The sequence below is a fragment of the Cohnella sp. AR92 genome (genome assembly GCF_003990975.1).
GTDB lineage: Bacteria > Bacillota > Bacilli > Paenibacillales > Paenibacillaceae > Cohnella.
Window position 1 is genome coordinate 50,769 of sequence record NZ_RZJR01000011.1, and the last position, 18,267, is coordinate 69,035.

At 58.5% G+C, this 18,267-nt stretch carries 14 protein-coding genes; 10 read left to right on the forward strand and 4 right to left on the reverse strand.

Going from position 1 to position 18,267, the window contains the following annotated elements; translation table 11 throughout:
- Positions 1 to 66: 66 nt before the first annotated feature.
- Entirely contained in the window at positions 67 to 921 is an 855-nt protein-coding gene (locus ELR57_RS18835) for an alpha/beta hydrolase (protein WP_126960638.1), read from the reverse strand.
- 150 nt (positions 922 to 1,071) lie between these two features.
- Between ELR57_RS18835 and ELR57_RS18840 the strand changes: the two genes are divergently transcribed.
- The 3 genes from ELR57_RS18840 (at position 1,072) to ELR57_RS18850 (ending at position 5,721) form a co-directional block, all read left to right on the forward strand.
- Positions 1,072 to 2,097 carry a hypothetical protein gene (locus ELR57_RS18840; RefSeq protein ID WP_126960639.1) on the forward strand — a complete coding sequence of 342 codons (1,026 nt, stop codon included), beginning with the start codon at positions 1,072 to 1,074 and terminating at the stop codon, positions 2,095 to 2,097.
- A gap of 153 nt (positions 2,098 to 2,250) precedes the next feature.
- Positions 2,251 to 3,597: a GH1 family beta-glucosidase gene (locus ELR57_RS18845; RefSeq protein ID WP_192896597.1), complete on the forward strand. Its 1,347-nt coding sequence runs from the start codon at positions 2,251 to 2,253 to the stop codon at positions 3,595 to 3,597.
- A gap of 384 nt (positions 3,598 to 3,981) precedes the next feature.
- Positions 3,982 to 5,721, forward strand: coding sequence for a B12-binding domain-containing radical SAM protein (locus ELR57_RS18850; protein ID WP_126960641.1), 1,740 nt, complete (start codon positions 3,982 to 3,984; stop codon positions 5,719 to 5,721).
- Here the strand turns inward: ELR57_RS18850 and ELR57_RS18855 are convergent.
- A complete protein-coding gene (locus ELR57_RS18855; protein WP_126960642.1) occupies positions 5,684 to 6,298 on the reverse strand; it encodes a TetR/AcrR family transcriptional regulator in 615 nt (204 codons plus the stop codon). The genes ELR57_RS18850 and ELR57_RS18855 overlap by 38 nt on opposite strands.
- A gap of 152 nt (positions 6,299 to 6,450) precedes the next feature.
- On the opposite strand from ELR57_RS18855, the gene ELR57_RS18860 reads away from it, so the two are divergent.
- On the forward strand, positions 6,451 to 7,926 hold the full coding sequence (locus ELR57_RS18860) for a DHA2 family efflux MFS transporter permease subunit (RefSeq protein WP_126960643.1): 1,476 nt from the start codon (positions 6,451 to 6,453) through the stop codon (positions 7,924 to 7,926).
- 70 nt (positions 7,927 to 7,996) lie between these two features.
- Here ELR57_RS18860 and ELR57_RS18865 read toward each other — a convergent pair whose 3' ends face one another.
- Entirely contained in the window at positions 7,997 to 9,226 is a 1,230-nt protein-coding gene (locus tag ELR57_RS18865; RefSeq protein ID WP_126960644.1) for a nitrate/nitrite transporter, read from the reverse strand.
- Positions 9,227 to 9,688: 462 nt separating this feature from the next.
- Here ELR57_RS18865 and ELR57_RS18870 point away from each other — a divergent pair, with 462 nt between their 5' ends.
- Genes ELR57_RS18870 through mobB form a run of 5 tightly spaced genes read left to right on the forward strand, consistent with a single transcriptional unit; the run spans position 9,689 to position 16,340 of the window.
- On the forward strand, positions 9,689 to 10,954 hold the full coding sequence (locus ELR57_RS18870) for a molybdopterin molybdotransferase MoeA (RefSeq protein ID WP_126960645.1): 1,266 nt from the start codon (positions 9,689 to 9,691) through the stop codon (positions 10,952 to 10,954).
- A gap of 24 nt (positions 10,955 to 10,978) precedes the next feature.
- Positions 10,979 to 13,099, forward strand: a complete 2,121-nt coding sequence (nirB, locus tag ELR57_RS18875; protein ID WP_126960646.1) for a nitrite reductase large subunit NirB — start codon at positions 10,979 to 10,981, stop codon at positions 13,097 to 13,099.
- Positions 13,086 to 15,203, forward strand: a complete 2,118-nt coding sequence (gene nasC / locus ELR57_RS18880; protein WP_238162600.1) for an assimilatory nitrate reductase catalytic subunit NasC — start codon at positions 13,086 to 13,088, stop codon at positions 15,201 to 15,203. Before nirB ends, nasC begins: the two co-directional genes overlap by 14 nt.
- Before the next feature lie 17 nt (positions 15,204 to 15,220).
- Positions 15,221 to 15,838, forward strand: coding sequence for a molybdenum cofactor guanylyltransferase (mobA, locus tag ELR57_RS18885; RefSeq protein WP_158630072.1), 618 nt, complete (start codon positions 15,221 to 15,223; stop codon positions 15,836 to 15,838).
- On the forward strand, positions 15,828 to 16,340 hold the full coding sequence (gene mobB / locus ELR57_RS18890) for a molybdopterin-guanine dinucleotide biosynthesis protein B (RefSeq protein WP_158630073.1): 513 nt from the start codon (positions 15,828 to 15,830) through the stop codon (positions 16,338 to 16,340). Before mobA ends, mobB begins: the two co-directional genes overlap by 11 nt.
- On the opposite strand, the gene ELR57_RS18895 is transcribed toward mobB, so the two are convergent.
- The gene (locus ELR57_RS18895) at positions 16,337 to 16,876 is read right to left on the reverse strand and encodes a MogA/MoaB family molybdenum cofactor biosynthesis protein (RefSeq protein WP_126960649.1); all 540 of its coding nucleotides are present in this window, start codon (positions 16,874 to 16,876) and stop codon (positions 16,337 to 16,339) included. The two genes, mobB and ELR57_RS18895, sit on opposite strands and share 4 nt — an antisense overlap.
- A 174-nt stretch (positions 16,877 to 17,050) precedes the next feature.
- Between ELR57_RS18895 and ELR57_RS18900 the strand changes: the two genes are divergently transcribed.
- Positions 17,051 to 18,256: a hypothetical protein gene (locus ELR57_RS18900; protein ID WP_126960650.1), complete on the forward strand. Its 1,206-nt coding sequence runs from the start codon at positions 17,051 to 17,053 to the stop codon at positions 18,254 to 18,256.
- Positions 18,257 to 18,267: the final 11 nt, after the last annotated feature.

Here is an 18,267-nt window from a genome sequence, read left to right on the forward strand (position 1 = left end):
CGACAAGCGCGAACAAGCCGCCTAGCCGGTCGAGGCAACGTCCTCGGCCGGTTGGCGGCTTCATATTCAAGCGCGATGGGAGGCTTCGACCTTCTCGCTCAGCCACTTCCGTATGACGGCGAACACGGCGCCGCGCTCCGTCTCGTTGTGAAGCTCGTGACGGTACCCCGGCCATTCGATCAGCTTGCAGTTCGCCCCGGCGTTCTCGGCGAACTGCCGGCTCGCCTGAAGCGAGGTGACCTTGTCGTCGCCGCCGTGCATGAGCAGAACGGGAACGGATAGCCGGCTCGCATTGGCAATCGCCCACTGGCCGGCGCGGCTGACCCCGAAGAAGAAGCGAGCGGTAATATAGCCATGGCCTTCGGGGTCTTCGGCGATTCGCCGGATCATCGCGGGATCCGAGGTCAGCCTCTCGGCGACGAGCGGGCGATGGTTCGTATAATGAGGGTAGATGCGTTCGACGAAGCGTCCCAGCATAGCCTGAAGAGGCGGCGGATTGAACGCGAGCTTCAGCCACGGGCTCGAGACGATGGCGCCGGCGATGTTCGGCTGATGACGAAGCAGGTAGTTCAGCGTCAAGTTGCCGCCCATGCTGTGGCCGTAAAGGAAGGCAGGCAAGCGGGGATAGCGGCGAGCGGCCTCCGCGAGCAGATACTCGGGACCTTCAAGCAAAGCGTCGTAGCTGGGAGCATGGCCTCGCTTGCCGGGAGTCCTTCCGTGGCCGTACTGGTCGAAGGCCCAGACGACATAACCTTTCTGGACAAGCATCTCGGCGACATGCCTGTAGCGTCCGGTATGCTCGCCCATTCCATGAACCAGACCGATGAAGGCTTTGGCTTGCGCGGGATCCTCCGGCAGCCACTCGCAGGCGAACATCGGGGTATTGTCCCGCGTTCGCCATTCCGTCTCCCTATAGCTCATCCTTCCCTGCACCTCTCTTCCTTTGTTCCGTATTCCTCTATTCTTTGTAGCCCAAAAAACGAACAATTGCAATCCCGAGGCATCTCGGCATGCGATAGCAACCTTCCGCCGCGGGGCATCGTCTGTTTAGGACAGAGGAGGTTAGGTCAAATGAAAAAGAACAGAAGCAAGACCAAGCTGCTGGCCGTCGTCATGGCTTCGTCGCTTATCGCGGCCGGACTGTCCGCCTGCGGGAATAACAACGATACGGCGGCTACGGCGTCCGGCTCGCCTTCGGCTACGGCGCCTGTCCCTACGTCTTCGGGCCCTGCCCCTTCCGAGAAATCGGAGGACGCCGCGATCCTGGAAGCTTTTAAAGCAAAGATAGCCCAGAAGGCTGCCCTTGCGGATCTGAACGCTCAACTCGACAGCGATCTGCCGAAGGTATCCGACGGGACGGCGGAAGAGTTGCTGCGGGAGCTTCTCTCCTATTACGAAGCGCAGCTGCCGGAACTGCAGAAGCAGTTCGAATCGGATACGCTGCAGCAGCAGCTTCAGAAGCTTCAGTGGCCGCTGCCGATTGGCGATTTGACCGCCATAACGGGCGCGATCGAAGACGAAGCCGCCCGCAAGCAGGTTCAAGAGGCTCTGGACGGAGGCTTCAAGCTGGAGACGGCGGAAGGCTTTGTTTTCCCCGTGGTGGACTACGGCAAGCTGAATAAATACGATTCTTACGCGACTCCGGCCATGAAGGATTATATCGCTCTGCTGGCCGTCGAGTCGAATCAGAAGACGGCTTCCGACGGAGGGCTTGTCATCTCCTGGGAGGAGCTGGCGAACCGTACGCTGGCCGCCGAGCGGTATGTGAAGGATTATCCGGATTCGCCGGAGAGAGAAGCGGCAGCCCAGAGATACATGCAATACCTGACCGATCTGCTCTACGGGTTGGATAATACGCCGATCTTCGACTTCGATACCTATAAAGCGAAGCCGGAAATCACCGAACTTTATAAGAAGATCGTCAGCGAGCATCCGGACACCGTAACGGCGAAGCTGGCCGGGCAGTTCCTGGACGTTCTCGACAAGACGGACGGCTACGTGTTCCGCAAAGGCAAAGACGGAAGCCAGACGAACCTTCCGGAAGTGCAGGCTTTCCGCGAGCAATTGGAGTCGCAAGCCAAGTCGTTGATCGGTTAAACGAGCCGCTCCGCAGGAACGGCCAAATATGAATAAAGACTCGCCAACTTTGCACACCTTTACCGTATGCCTTTTGCGACGAAATGAATTACAATGAAGCAAGGAAAACGTTTTATATGCAGCAATTCATTTTATCGCGCGGAGGGGTTCAAGTTGGCTAAATTAAATTTCCCGTCTGACTTCCTGTGGGGCACGGCAACGGCTTCTTATCAGATCGAGGGCGCCTACCAAGAAGACGGAAGAGGTCTGTCGATCTGGGATACGTTCTCCCATACGCCGGGCAAGGTCGTCAATAACGATAACGGCGATGTCGCGTGCGACAGCTACCATCGCTACGAGGAAGACGTCGCTCTGCTGAAGAAGCTGGGCGTCAAGGCATACCGCTTCTCGATCGCATGGCCGCGGATCTTCCCGCAAGGAACGGGCGAAGTGAACGAGAAGGGGCTCGATTATTATCGCCGCGTCGTCGACGCGCTGCTCGAAGCGGGCATTGAGCCAGCGGTAACGCTCTATCACTGGGATCTTCCGCAAGCGCTCCAAGACAAGGGCGGCTGGGCGAATCGCGATTCGATCGATGCGTTCGTGAAGTATGCGGAAGTCATTTTCAAAGCGTTCAACGGGAAAATCAAGCAGTGGATCACGTTCAACGAGACCTGGTGCGTATCGTTCCTGTCGAACTACATCGGCGCGCACGCTCCGGGCAACACCGATCTGCAGCTCGCCGTAACCGTCGCCCACAACTGCATGGTCGCCCACGGGGAAGCGGTTAAGAAGTTCCGCGAGCTCGGCATCGACGGCAAGATCGGTACCACTCACAACCTGTACTGGTATGAGCCGCTGACCACCAAGCCGGAGGACGTGGAAGCCGCTCGCCGCAGCCGCGCTTACTACAACGAGTGGTTCATGCAGCCTACGCTCAAGGGCTCGTACCCGGACTTCCTGGTCGACTGGTACCGCTCGAAGGGCGCCGAAGTGCCGATCCAAGAGGGAGACATGGAGACGATCTCGCAGCCGATCGACTTCATCGGCGTCAACTTCTACAGCGGCGGCTTCACCCGCTATAAGAAGGACGAAGGCCTGTTCGACAGCGAGGACGTCCAAGTCGGCTTCGACAAGACGTTCATGGACTGGAACGTCTATCCGGACGGCCTGTACAAGGTCCTGTCCTGGGTACACGACGAGTACGGCGACATTCCGATCTACATCACCGAGAACGGCGCTTGCTACGAAGACGAACTGACGGCAGACAAGCGCGTGCATGACGCGCTCCGCGCCGAGTACTACAAGAAGCACTTCATCCAGTGCCACCGCCTGATCGAGTCCGGCGTGCCGTTGAAGGGCTACTTCGCTTGGTCGCTGCTCGACAACTTCGAGTGGGCGGAAGGCTACAAGAAGCGCTTCGGCATCGTGTACACGAACTACGAGACGCTCGAGCGTCACCCGAAGGACAGCTACTACTTCATCCAGAAGGTCATCGCCGACGGCGGATTAGAAGCATAAGAGTTGATAAAGCCGGCTCCTCGGATCATTACGATCCGGGGGCCGTTTTGTTATTTTTAAGAGTTAATCCCATTCCTGATTCCTCTAGAATGTTCTTACGGAACTGAGAGACGTTATATTGATGAATTCCAAGCTTTTTTTATTTTAACGGAACTGAGGGCCTCTATTTCCCGCAATATGCCAATCTAAAGGAGGATTCTCTAAGAATAAGATCCTCCAATTCCGTTAGAATTTGCATCGTCTTATATAAGGCATTTAAGGGTCTGATACTTCCGTTAGAGGCAAACGGCGCGGGGAAGGCATTTCTTGAGGCGTTTAGACACGCTCCCGCAAATCCATTACAATAAATAGAAGCTTACTAAATGGAAAGAAGGAACTATGCATATGAACGTCGTCGTCGCGACGCTGAACGCCAAGTTCATCCACACCTCGCTCGCCCTTCGCTGCCTCAAAGCGTTCGCCGAGCCGGAGTTCCGGGTGGATATGGCGGAATATACGATCAAGGATCCGGCGATGAACATCGTCTCGGATCTGTACAAGCGTAAGCCGGACGTCGTCGGCTTCTCGTGCTACATCTGGAACATCGAAGAGACCATCACGGTCATCGACATGCTCCGCAAGGTGCTGCCCGGGACGACGATCGTGCTCGGAGGCCCGGAAGTCTCCTATGATACCGAATACTGGATGAAGCGGCTCCCTTCGGTAGATCATATCGTCGTGGGAGAAGGCGAGGAGACGTTCCGCGATCTGCTGCGGGAGCTGGCGGGAGACCGGAAGTTCCACTTCGTGTTCGGTCTTGCCTACCGCAAGAACGGGGAAGTCGTCGTGAACCCGGGACGCCCGAAGCTGGACCTGAACGAGATTCCCTCGCCTTATCGTTTCGAGGAGGATGTGCCTACGCTGGCCAATCGGGTCGTCTACTTCGAGACGAGCCGAGGCTGCCCGTTCAGCTGCCAGTTCTGCTTGTCCAGCATCGAGGTCGGGGTTCGATATTTCGATATGGAGCGGGTGAAGGCGGACCTAACCTATCTCATCGACAGCGGGGCCAAGCTGATCAAGTTCGTCGACCGTACCTTTAACATCAAGCGGGAATATGCGCTGGAGATCTTCCAATTCCTCATCGACAACCACCGCGGCTGCGTGTTCCAGTTCGAGATTACCGCGGATATCATGCGCCCGGAGGTGCTTGATTTTCTGGCGGAGAAGGCGCCTCCCGGCATCTTCCGCTTCGAGATCGGCGTGCAGTCCACGAACGACGAGACCAACCTGGCCGTCAAGCGGCGCCAGAATTGGAGCAAGCTGACCCGAACGGTAAACAAGGTGAAGGCGAGCGGCAAGATCGATCAGCATCTAGACCTGATTGCCGGATTGCCGCATGAAGATTACGATACGTTCCGCAAGACGTTCAACGACGTGTTCGCGCTTCGTCCGGAGGAGCTTCAGCTCGGCTTCCTCAAGATGCTGCGGGGAACGGGACTGCGCTTGGAAGCGGAGAAGCACGGCTACGTCTTCATGGATCGGGCTCCGTACGAGATGCTCAGCAACGATCTCATGCCGTTCTCGGATATCGTGAGAATCAAGCGGGTAGAGGATATCCTGGAGAAATATTGGAACGCGCACCGCATGGATCGGACAATCGAGTATTTGGTGGAGAAGGCTTATCCGTCTCCGTACGACTTTTTCCAGAGGTTCGGCGATTATTGGGAGGATCAAGGCTGGCAGCGTATCGGCCATCAATTGGAGGACCTGTTCGCTCGATTGTGGATGTTCCTGCAGGCGGACGCCAACCCCGCGCTTAACCCGGAGCTTGCCCTTGGTTTGCTAAAGGCGGATTACTTCCTCCAACATAAATACAAGCCGAGGAAGAGATGGTGGGAGGACGGCGGGTTGGACAAAGCGGACCGGTCGGCGGACCTGAAGGTCGCGGCTCTGGCGCTTGGGATGGAGGAGCGGGATGCGGCGAAGAAAATTGGCGTGGAGCGTCTCCCCTTCGACTTCGAAGCTTGGACCGACAGGGGAGAATACACAACCGGGAAGCCGACGCTGCTCGCCGTTGTTTATGGCGGGGAGGAGGAACCGACGAAGCTTATTTCTCTTCCTCTTTCGTTTGCGGCAACGCCGTGACCGTCTTTTCCTCCCGATCGAACAGCTTCTGGTTAATCAGCATTTGCAGGTATTGGTCGATCTGAGCGGCGGATTCCTGCTGTCCGTTGTCGACCCACCACGCGATCAGGGAGATTCTCGCTCCGGTATAGAAGGAAGCGATAACCTCCAACGGGAGAGGAAAACGCGTGCCTTGGCTCTCGATCTCCCGCAGATCCTTAAGGAGACCGTCCATCCCTTGCTTGTACATGAGGCGCGAGATGACGCCGTTCGATTCGCAGGCCATCAGGGACTGAAGGTTATGCTCCCGCATGATCGACTCCGCCGTCTGGATCGGATACAGGATTCGTTCCCTGACGGACCTCTTGGCGAATAGATCATTGATCATGTTCAGTCCATGCTGGAGCAGATGATCCTTATCCTCGAAGTGGTTGTAAAAGGTCGTTCGATGAACCATCGCTTTGTCGCAAATCTCCTGAACGGTGATGGATTCATACGGATGATCCTTCAATAAGGCGAGCAAGGCTTCCCATAACAGTTTATGAGTGCGGCGCACCCTCAAATCTGTTGAAGACGAAGTTTGTAATTTTTTCGACATATAATTCCTTTCTGTAGATTACTCTACATCTTGGTCTATTTTGAATCTTGAGCGAAGGGCGCGCTAACTTGTATATTAGACACTATACATTTGTGGAGATAGGCATACAAGTGTAGAAAAAGTAAATAGAGAGGGAGAGGCAACCACTCACCATGAATGCTTCAAGCACTGCCAAAGGCGGCTCCGGAATCGATCTTAGCCGCATCAAGAGAGGGCCAATCGTCGTCGCTCTGATCATCGGAGCTTTCGTCTCCATTCTTAACGAAACGTTGCTCGGGAACGCGCTTCCCGATCTTATGAGGGAATTCGCGGTATCCGCATCCACGATCCAGTGGCTGACGACCGCTTACATGCTCGTCATCGGCGTTCTCGTTCCCGTAACGGCCATTCTGCAGCAATGGTTTACGACAAGACAGATGTTCTTGTCCGCGATGATCCTGTTCCTCATCGGCAGCATCGTTGCCGCCGCAGCGCCCGAATTCGGCGTGCTGCTGATCGGACGCGTCATCCAGGCGGCCGGAACCGGACTCATGCTCCCGGTCATGATGAATACGATCCTCGTCATCTTCCCGCCGGAGAAGCGGGGCGGGGCGATGGGGCTCATCGGTCTGGTCATCATGTTCGCGCCCGCGATCGGGCCGACGATCTCCGGTCTGATCCTGGACTCGCTGTCCTGGCGCTGGCTGTTCTACCTGGTTATCCCGCTTGCCGCTTTCTCGGTCGCTTTCGCGGCCGTATACCTGAAGAACGTGTCGGAAGTAACGAAGCCGAAGGTCGATATCCTGTCCATCCTGCTCTCGACGATCGGCTTCGGCGGCATCGTCTACGGATTCAGCAAGTCCGGCGAGATCGGCTGGTCCGATCCCGAGGTCTATTGGTCGATTATCGCAGGCGGAATCGGGTTGCTCCTGTTCGTCTGGCGGCAGTTGATCGTCAAGTCGCCGGTCATGGACCTGCGCGCGTTCAAGTATCCGATGTTCTCGCTCGTCGCGGTGCTTATGCTCGTCTTGATGATGACGCTGTTCTCCACGATGACGCTGCTTCCGATGTTCCTGCAGTTCGCCTTGTTCATGACCCCCTTCAAGTCGGGTCTCACGATGCTTCCCGGCGGCGTGGTCAACGGAATCATGGCCCCGATCTCGGGCAAGCTCTTCGACAAGTTCGGACCGCGAGTGCTCGTTATTCCCGGCCTGGTCATCACGGTTCTGTCGGTATTCTTGTTCACGACGCTTGACGAAACGTCCAGCATGGGTTATCTGATCTTCATCCACATCGTCATGATGATCGGTCTGTCGATGGTCATGATGCCCGCGCAGACGACCGGCCTCAACCAACTGCCGCGGAATCTGTATCCGCACGGAACGGCAATCCTGAACACGCTGCAGCAGGTGTCCGGAGCGATCGGAACGGCGCTGTTCATCAGCATCATGTCGAACGGGCAGAAGGATTACCTGAATACGTCCAGCGACCCATCCTCCCCGCTGGAACAAGCCAAGGCATTGGTATCGGGAGTCAACAACGCTTTCTGGATCGGCTTGGTGATCGGCATCGTCGCGCTCGTCGTCGGCCTCTTCATCCGCAGGACGAAGGCGCCGGAGGGCGAGAATTACGGCGGAATGGGTCACTGATCCGAAGCCGCGACAATCGCAAAGGGACCAAAAGGAGTTACTCCTTTTGGTCCCTTTTTTTGATTTGAAATCAGTTTGCTTGGCCGATCGTTTCGATTCTTGCCATTCCGCCGTTCCCGCTCCAAGACTTCTTCCAGCTTCTCTGTACGGCCGTAAGCATGAGCAAGGAGAGCAGGACGATTCCGCTAAGGATGAGGAAGCCGGGGGTGTAGGAGTTCGTCGACTTGTACAAGCTGCCCAGGATCAGCGGCAGCGCGTAGCCACCGAGGCCGCCGGCGGCTCCGACGATCCCCGTCACGATACCGATTTCGTTGCCGAACCGTTGGGGCACGAGCTGGAACACCGCTCCGTTGCCGGCTCCGAGGCACATCATGCCGATAAAGAGCAGGACGATGACGAGAGAGAGCGGAGGGATAGAAGAGACGCAGGCAAGCATGATCATAGCCCCTCCATACAGAAGCGATAGCATTCGCACCCCGCCGAGCTTGTCGGACAGAACCCCGCCGACCGGTCGGAAGAAGCTGCCGGCGATCACGCAGACAGTCGTGAAGTCGGCGGCTCTGACGGCGGAGAGGTCATACTGGGTGTTGAAGAAGATCGTGAGGTAGTTGGATAAGCCGACGAACCCGCCGAACGTTACGCTATACAGGATGCAGAACAGCCACGCATCTCTCTGGCTCAATACTTTGCCGTAATGGGACAGCTTCTTGGGGGCAGGTCGGTTCGGGCTGTTCTTGGCGAAGATCGTGAAGAGAACGAACACGGTCAGAATGGGGATGAGCGCAAGGCCGAACACCACTTCCCAGCTCCCGAAATGCTGGGCGATCCGGTTGGCGAACAAGGTGGAGAAGACGGTTCCGCTGTTGCCGGCTCCCGCGATTCCCATGGCAAGCCCTTGGTGCTGCTTCGGGTACCACTGGCTGGCGAGGGGCAGGGCGGCGGCGAACGATGCGCCGGCAATGCCGAGCAGCAGGGCGACGATATACAGCTGATCCAGCGAGCTGACGAATTGCCAGCCCCAGATAAGAGGAATCGTCGTCAGCAGCATGCCGAGCTGCCCCGTTCGCTTCGCTCCGATATAGTCGGTCAGGAAGCCGAGAACCAGCCGGAGAATGGAGCCGCCGAGAACGGGCAGGGCGACGAGATTGGCCTTCTGCACCGGGTCCATCGGATAGTCCTTCATAATAATGACGCTTAACGGGCCGATAAGAACCCAGATCATGAAGCTCATATCGAAGTAGAGGAAGGCGCTGAACAGGGTGGGCTTATGCCCGCTTTTCCAGAAGCTTTGTTTTTCCATCGATCCAATCTCCCCTTTCATCTTATCCCAGAGCCATGAAGGCCGGGTCTCACCGAACGCGCGATGGCGATCGGAACACGAAGAGGCCGCACTCCTCCCCGTAGGAGAAGTCGCGGCCCCATTGCCTAACGACGGCACGCCTCTGTGCTCGCCGGTCATCTTTCGGTCACATCATTGTGAACCCAAGCTGAATTATAGAAAATCGTCATTTTAATGTCAATATACATAACATAAAATTTATCGAGTAAATGGCTGTTGAAGGGATAAACTCCGAAATTGATATATTTTGTGTCATGAATTATTACATAAGTATTGACTTTGCCGTAAATTGCCCTTACTCTGATCTCAATGGAATAGCGAGCGGCACAATGACGTGCCCGACCTTGGCGATGAAGCCCGTACCCTTGCTGCAAGGGACGGGCTTTTATGCGTTTTTTGGAATTCGAATAAGGGGGAGATCGAGTGATCGGAGCGGGAGAGAGAACAAGGGAAGGCGTCGTATCCGTAGAGGAAGCGGAGAAGCTGCTGGGGTTGCGGCCGATCCCGCCGGGAAGGGAAGAAGTGGAACTGGCTCAGGCGCTGGGTCGGGTGCTGGCGGAAGCGTGCGTCAGCCCCTTCTCCATGCCGCCGTTCCGCAGAGCGGCCATGGATGGGTACGCGGTAAGGGCGATCGATACGCGGAGCGCATCCGCGGAGAACCCGATTCTTCTGTTCGTCGAGTCGGAGCGGAAGGCGGGCCAGCTTGCGAACGACAGTCTGGAGCCTCTAAGCGCACGTTCAGCCATCCGCGTGTTTACGGGCGCTCCCGTTCCGATGCCCTACGATTCGATCATCATCCAGGAGAGAGTGACGCAAGTCGCCGGGAACGACGGAATCGGCGTCGTTCAGATCGACCGTCCGGCCGAGGCCCGCCAGCATATCGCCGAAGCGGGCGAGGATATCCCGGAATGCAGCCTTCTATTGAAGCAAGGGACGAGGATAGGGGCGAAGGAGCTGGCCTTGCTGGCTTCCTTCGGGTTCGAGCGGGTCGGCGTTCTTGCCAGGCCTGCCGTCGTCGTGCTTCCCATCGGCGATGAGCTAGCGCTGCCGGGAGAGCCTCTTCCTCCAGGGCGAATCTACGATTCCAACGGCTTTATGGTGGAGGCGAGTCTTAAGGAGATGGGCGCGACCGTCTATCGCTTGCCTCCTTGCGCGGATTCGGCCGAGACGATCGCTTCCCGCATCGAACAGGCATGGGACCGCGCGGACCTCGTCGTGACGACCGGAGGCGTAAGCGTCGGTTTATACGATTACGCGAAGAAGGCCGCGGAGACGGTGGGTGCCGAGCCATTGTTCACCAAGGTGCTGATGCGGCCGGGAACGCCGACATCGGCATACGCCAGGGGGACGAAGACGTTGATTGCCTTGTCGGGCAATCCTTCGGCCTGCTTCGCGGGATTGGAATTGTTGGTAAAGCCGTATGCGCGAGCGGCGCTTGGCTGCGCCAAGTACCGGAACGAATGGGAGACGGGAGTGCTCGAGGATGGAGTCGGCAAGCCGTGCCCGTATCCGAGGTACATTCGCTCCCGCGTTCGCTGCGCCGCCGACGGTTGGAGGCTGACGCCGCTGCCCAACGACCGGTCCGGCAACATTGCCGCATTCTCCGAAGCGAACGCCTTGGCCGTCGTTCCGGCCGGCGGGCAAGGAGCGGCTGCGGGACAGAGCGTCCGCTGGATTCGGTTGGCATAAGCTTGGTTAGGGGGAATTCGCTTCATGAACAGAAGGAAGCTGGTTGTCGTCGGCAACGGAATGGCGGGCGTTCGTTGCGTGGAGGAGATCTGCGAGCTGGATCCCGATCGGTACGAGATCACCATCGTCGGCAGCGAGCCGCATCCGAATTACAACCGGATCATGCTGTCGAAGGTGCTTCAAGGAGACGCCTCGATGGAGGATATCATTCTGAATCCGCGGCAATGGTATTCCGACCGGGGAATCCGGTTGTTGACCGGTCAGAAGGTCGTGCGGGTCGATACCGCAGGCAAGAACGTCGAGACGAGTGCCGGCGCGTCGCTGCCCTATGACCGTTTAATTCTAGCCACGGGCTCTTCGGCGTTCATTCCTCAGCTGCCCGGCATCGGCAAGCCGGGGGTGATCGCCTTCCGGAGCATGGACGATTGCAGAAGCATGGTGGAGGCGGCGGGGCAGTACCGGCAGGCAGCCGTCATCGGCGGCGGGCTGCTCGGCTTGGAAGCGGCGAGGGGGCTGCTGAATCTGGGGATGGAGGTCCATGTCGTTCACAACGCTTCGCACTTGATGAATCGCCAGCTCGACCGGACGTCTGCCGAGATGCTGCGCCGGGAGCTGGAGAGTCAAGGCATGCGGTTCCTGATGGGCAAAAAAACCGAGAGAGTCCTGGGCCGCAAGCGAGCGGAGGGCATCCAATTCTCGGACGGGACGAAGCAGCGGGCGGACCTGATCGTCATGGCGGTTGGCGTCCGGCCGAACGTCGAGCTGGGCAAGTCAAGCGGCATCCAGGTGAGCCGGGCTTTCGTCGTCGACGATTACCTGCAGACGAGCGTGCCGGACGTGTATGCCGTCGGCGAATGCGCGGAGCATAGAGGCGTCGTATACGGACTGGTCGCGCCGCTATACGAGCAAGGCAAAGTGCTCGCCAGGAAGCTTTGCGACGTCGAGACGGAGCCCTATCGGGGCTCGATCCCATACGCCCAATTGAAGGTATCCGGCGTCGACGTCTATTCCGTCGGGCAGATTGCCGAGACCGACGGCGAGGTCGCCTATCAGAGCTTCGACGGAATCCGGGGAACGTACAAGAAGATCATGACGAGCGGCGGGAAAATCTCCGGAGCCATCCTGTACGGCGACATCGCGGACGGCAGCAAGCTGCTGCAGCATCTGAAGCGCGGGACGGATGCGTCCGCGCTAGGCCGTCTCTTCTCGAGCGAGGGAGGAGACCGCGGCGAGGAAGCCGCCGCCTCCATGCCGGATCCGGAGATTGTCTGCAATTGCAATAGCGTGAGCAAGGCTGCGATCGTTCGGGCCGTACAAGAGGGAGGCCTCAAGACGGTAGAGGAGGTCAAGCAGCGCACGAAGGCGTCCGGTTCTTGCGGCGGCTGCAAGCCGATGGTCGCGGCCGTCTTAAAGCTGGCGATGAGCGGAGCGGTCAAGGCGCCTGCCGAAGCGGAACCGGCGGTGTGCGGCTGCACCGATCTTAGCCATGCGCGGCTGAAGTCGCTTCTGGCGGAAGGGAGCTTCGAGCGATTCTCTCAAGCGATAGAGTCGCTTGGCTGGCGCACTCCGAACGGCTGCTCGGGTTGCAGGCCGGCCGTTCTCTATTACTTAGGAAACAAGGAGAGCCGGTTGGAAGAGGAGGCCGGGGAGCGGCATGCGGTGAGGATCTCCTACGGGCTTGGAGGAGATTTCGAACAAGCATCCAGTATCGGGCTGACGCTGGAGCATTCGATGAACGAATTGCGCATGCCGACGCCTTTTACGATTGCCGTGGATGTCGATTCCAAGGGGAGAGGCGGACTGCTCGTCCGGGAATTGGGCATCTCCAAAGCCCCTGCCGGTTGGGAGATCTATGCGGGCGGGAGCGAGACCCATCCGGTCCGGCAAGCGCAATTGCTTGCGGTGGAGCCGACGCTCGCCGGCGCCATGGACATCATCCTGGCCTGCTCCGTCTGGTACAGGGACAGCGCTGATTACGGAGAAACGATGTGGAGATGGCTGGAGAGAATCGGACTGATCGAAGTTAGAGAGAGATTGCTCGATCCGGAAGCGAGGATCGAGCTGCTGCTGGAGAAAGCGGCGATCGCGAAGGAGACGCGTATCGCCATCGGAGCGGGATGGGGGGAAGATCATGCAGGAGGCTAAGGTGGAACGCAAGGCGCTGCCGGTTCTGGCCGCGATGAGCACGCAATGTCCGTTCTGCAGCGTGCAGTGCAAGATGAACGTGATTCCGGAGACGCTGCCTTCCGGACGTTTAAGCTATCGAGCGGAAGGCAAGAAGAATGCCGCATCCGAAGGCCGGCTGTGCGTGAAGGGAATGAACGCCCATCAGCACGCCTTGTCGAGGGAGAGGATCCTGTATCCTTTGGCGAAGAAGGACGGAGAGTTTGTCCGTATCAGTTGGGAGGAGGCGGTCGATACGATCGCCGAACGTCTGGGGACGATTCAGCGCGAGCATGGCCGCGATGCGGTCGGCGTCTACGGCGGGGGCTCCTTGACGAACGAATCGGCGTATCTGCTCGGCAAGTTCGCCCGAGTGGCGCTTGGCACGAGATATATCGATTACAACGGCCGCTTCTGCATGTCCGCGGCGGCTTCCGCGGGAGTCAAGGCTTTCGGCATCGACCGGGGCTTGACGAATCGGCTCTCGGAGATTCCCGAGACGGATTGCCTCCTCCTGGTAGGGACGAACATCGCGGAATGCCAGCCGACTCTCATGCCTTATTTTAATAAAGCCAAAGAGAACGGAACGTATATTATCGTCGTCGACCCTCGGGAGACCGGGACGACCGCCATCGCCGACCTTCATCTGAAGGTTCGTCCGGGCACCGACGCGGCGCTGGCGAACGGGCTGCTTAAGGTTCTGCTGGAGGAACGGCTGGAGGATCGCCTCTTCCTTAGAGAGAGGACGAACGGATTCGAGGACGTAGAGGCGCATCTGGAGCGAGTCCGGCTGGAGGACATCTCGGAGCTGACAGGGATCGACGAGGTCAGCATTCGCAAGGCGGCGATCGCTTACGGTCGCGCGGCGACGGGAATGATCTTCACGGCTCGCGGAGTCGAGCAGCATCGGGACGGCCATATGGCGGTTCGCGCTTACCTGAATCTGGTGCTGGCAACGGGCAAGATCGGCCGTCCGGGCTGCGGCTACGGAGCCGTTACCGGACAGGGGAACGGCCAGGGAGGAAGGGAGCACGGACAGAAGGCGGATCAGCTTCCGGGCTACCGGCTGATCGAGAATCCGGCGGATCGGGAATACGTGGCCGGCGTCTGGGGAGTCGATCCCGCCGAGCTTCCCGGCAAGGGGGTGTCGGCTTACGAGATGATGGAGCTGACAATCAGCCGCGACATTCGCGGAATGCTGGTCATGGGCTCGAACCCAATCGTCTCCAATCCGAATGCGGGTGCGGTCGAGGAAGGGCTCAAGAGCTTGGAATTCCTCGCGGTGGCCGACATGTTCCTGTCGGAGACGGCCGAGCTCGCCGATATCGTGCTTCCGGTTACTTCCTACCTGGAGAACGAGGGCACGCTTACGAATCTGGAAGGGAGAGTGCTGCTCCGGGAAGCGGCGAGGCCTGTCCCTGGAGAAGCGAGGCACGATTGGCAATGGCTTTGCGATCTGGCGGAACGATGGGGCCGGAAGGAGAAGTTCTCCTATTTCCATGCGGAAGAGATTTTCGAAGAGCTTCGGATCGCGAGCCGGGGAGGCGTCGCCGATTATTACGGAATCACGTACGAACGCCTGAGGAAGGAAGAAGGCATCTATTGGCCGTGCCCTGACCTCGATCATCCCGGGATGAAAAGGCTGTTCGAGGAACGGTTCGCGCATTCGGACGGCAAGGCTCAGCTGATAGCCGTCGGGAGCTTGTCCCCGGGCGAAGAGGCGGACGGGGACTATCCGCTGCTGATGACGAACGGCCGTCTGCTGCCTCATTACTTGACGGGGGTCCAGACGAGAAGAAGCCCGGCGCTCTCCGCTCGGGCCATCGAGAACGTCGTCGAGATCCACCCGTCCACCGCCCGCAGGTACCGTGTCGAGGATGGAGCGCTTGTCCGGATTCACTCCCGCAGAGGAACGGCGGTTCTCCGCAGCAAAGTGACGAACGGCATTCGCGAGGATACTTTGTTTATTCCGATGCATTGGGGAGGCGTTCAGAACGTGAACCTTCTGACGAATCCGCTGCTCGATCCGGTATGCCGCATGCCCGACTTCAAGGTCAGCGCCGTCCGCATCGAGCCTTGGTCGTGAACAACGGAGGGATTCGGATGGAGGGAGCTATTCTGGCGGGAGGGCTGGGAAGACGGATGGAAGGAAGGAACAAAAGCCTTCTGCCCTTCCATGGCTCGACCTTGATCGCCGCGATCTCGAACCGGATGGCTTCCTGCTGCGAGCGCGTCTCTATCGTGGTCGCGGCGGAGGAGCAAGCGAGGGGATTTGCTTCCCTTAAGCTTCCGATCGGACTGGACGCCGTTCCGGGAAGCGGCCCTCTCTCGGGACTTCATTCCGCGCTTGCGAGTGCGTCTGAGCCCTTCGTATGGGTGTCGGCGTGCGACATGCCCTATGTCAGCCCGCATGCGGCGATGTGGATGGCCTCCAGGCTGGAAGAGAGCGGCGCAGGCGCGGTCGCGCCGTTCATCGATGGACGCTTGCATCCCCTGCAAGCGATCTATCGGACGGAATGCTCCTTCTATACGCAGGACTGCCTATCGCGCGGGATTCGAAGAATGATGGACCTGCTGGAGGCGATCCGGCCGCTGGTCGTGGAAGAAGCGGAATTCAAGGAAGCGGGAATCGACCCGAGGTTCGTCGCCAATATCAACACGGCGGAGGATTACCTCCGAATCGTATCGCGAGCTGGAGAGGATGATGGATGTGGCGGCTAAGGCGTACCAGGTTGTCGGTTACAAGAACAGCGGCAAAACGACCCTGATCTGCAAGCTGCTCCCCCTTCTTACGGAGCAGGGGCTGCGCGTCGGCACCGTCAAGCATGATGCGCATGGGTTCGAAGCGGACGTTCCGGATACCGACACGTGGAAGCATCGGAATTCCGGCTCCGTCTTCACGGCGATCACCTCCGGGGATCGAACCGCGATCATGATGGAGCGCCCGTCTCCTCTGCGCGAGCTTATTCGGGAGGCGGAGAAGCATTGCGATCTTGTCCTCGTCGAAGGCTTCAAGAACGAGGACTATCCGAAGCTGCTGCTGATTCGCCATCCGAACGAAGCGGAGGAACTGCTGAAGCTGAGCCATGTCGATGCGATCGCCTGGTGGCCGGAGGCGGAGAAGCTGGCCGCGTTCCTCCCTCTCCCACGCCGAACAGCCCTCTTCTCCATCGGGGATGAAGAGGGCCTTCTTCGTCATCTGCTCCGCTTCGCCAACGATTAGCTCTCTCGGCGCGGCGAGTCCTTGTACAACTCTCGCATCACATGGCGAAGCTCCGGGAGGATCAGCCGCGTCATCGCAAGCTTGACGGCGCCCGTCGAGCCCGGCATGGAGAACACGGCCGTCGTGCCGATCGTTCCGGCGATGGCCCGGGACAGAATCGCAGCAGAGCCGATATCCTCGGTGAAGCTCAGCATCCGGAAAATCTCCCCGAAGCCGGGCATCTCCTTCTGAAGGACATCGCGAACGGCTTCGTAGGTCGTATCCCGACCCGCTATGCCGGTGCCGCCGTTTAACAGCACCGCCTCGACGGCAGGATCGGCCGCGGCATCCTGCAGCAGCTTACGAATGTTCTCGTACTCGTCCGGAACGATTCTCCGGGCGACGACGCGGTACCCGTTCTCCAGCAGAAGAGTCTCGGCGAGCTGGCCGCTCTTATCGGTCTCCATCGTGCGGGTATCCGATACGGTAAGGATGAGGCAGGCGGCGGAAGCGGGCGCCTCTCGCCTATGCTGCTCGGTTGAAGGCAGGTCGGACATCTCGTTCTCTCCTCGGGGCTTCCTTTGCGGAAGGCTTTTTTTTCGTCGATAGGGTCAGTTTAACAAAATTTGAGGTTCGCCGCATTCCCCGAGCAGCGCAACTATTGGTTCGTTCGCCTCGTTAAATAGGGGGAGCGGTTTTTGTATATTTCTACTAGTTCTGGAGGAATGTTCGTGAAGATAGGCTATAAGAAGCTGGCCGCAGGTCTGCTTGCAGGAATGATAATGGCCGCGGGTTATCCTCAGGCCGCTCCTTTCGGGGGCGAACTCAAGGCTTCGGCCGCTGCGGCGACGGTTCCCGCAAGCTCGGAACAAAGCCTGTATCCGTCAGGATGGTCATCATACGATCCTCGTACGATGGGAGACACCGTCTTTATCAAGAACGGGATTGCCTACATGAATCTGGACACTTTGAGGCTGATCTATCCCGATTACCTCTGGACCATCGGTGACGGCGGCATTCTGACCGTGTCGGGTCCGAATCATAGGCTGACGTGGAAACCCGGCTCCAAGGTCGCGAAGACGAATGCCGGCAACCGAACGATGGCGGCCGCCCCGGTGAAGAAGAACGGCGCATGGTTCTACCCGTTGAAGTCCATGGTCGCCTGGGCCGGCGGAGAGATGAAGCTTGGCGCCAAGGGAGAAGTTCTCGTCAATTATTCTCCTCTCAGCGTCAGGGCCAGCGACGGGAAGAACTGGTACTGGGTGCGCAGGGACAACGGAATCGTCTATGAGGCGAGAGGATATGACTTGCCTCATACGATCGGATGGTCGATCGCGCGTGCCGAGATGTACTACAACTTGACAGCCGTCCCGATGGGCGACACGGGCAACGTGCTGCTGACGGTTACTCACACTTACGGCGAACCGTCGATGGGGACGGATATCTACAAGCTCGTTATCGAGAACGGCAAGCTGGGGCGTCAGTCCAAAGCGTCCTACTATGGCATCGGTTCGGCGAAGAGCATCGATAAGTCCGAAGACGGCTATCTTGTCCTGGTGAACGGAACCGAGCTCCTGCTGTTGGACGATAGCGCCAAGGTGGCGAGCCGGGCCAATGCCGCTTCGCTTCTAGGCAAGGACACCAATTTTACCGTGGAATACGCATCGGTCGAGGCGGGAGTCGCGTTGATACGTCCGTATACGAATGGGATGCTGCTGTTGGTCGATCTGAAGAAAGGAACGGCGGTGTCCCTCTATAAGGAGCTACTCTCCAAAGAGGAACAGGCTTGGCTGGACAGCTGGGAAGGGAGCTTTAACGAATACAAGACGGATAATCTCGTTCTAGTGAAGAGAGAGGGGAACGTCTTCACCTTCGAGCATAAGGCGCTCCAAGGGACGGGGAAAACGACGCTTACTTACACTTGGAACCGGGCATAACGAGGGGGCGG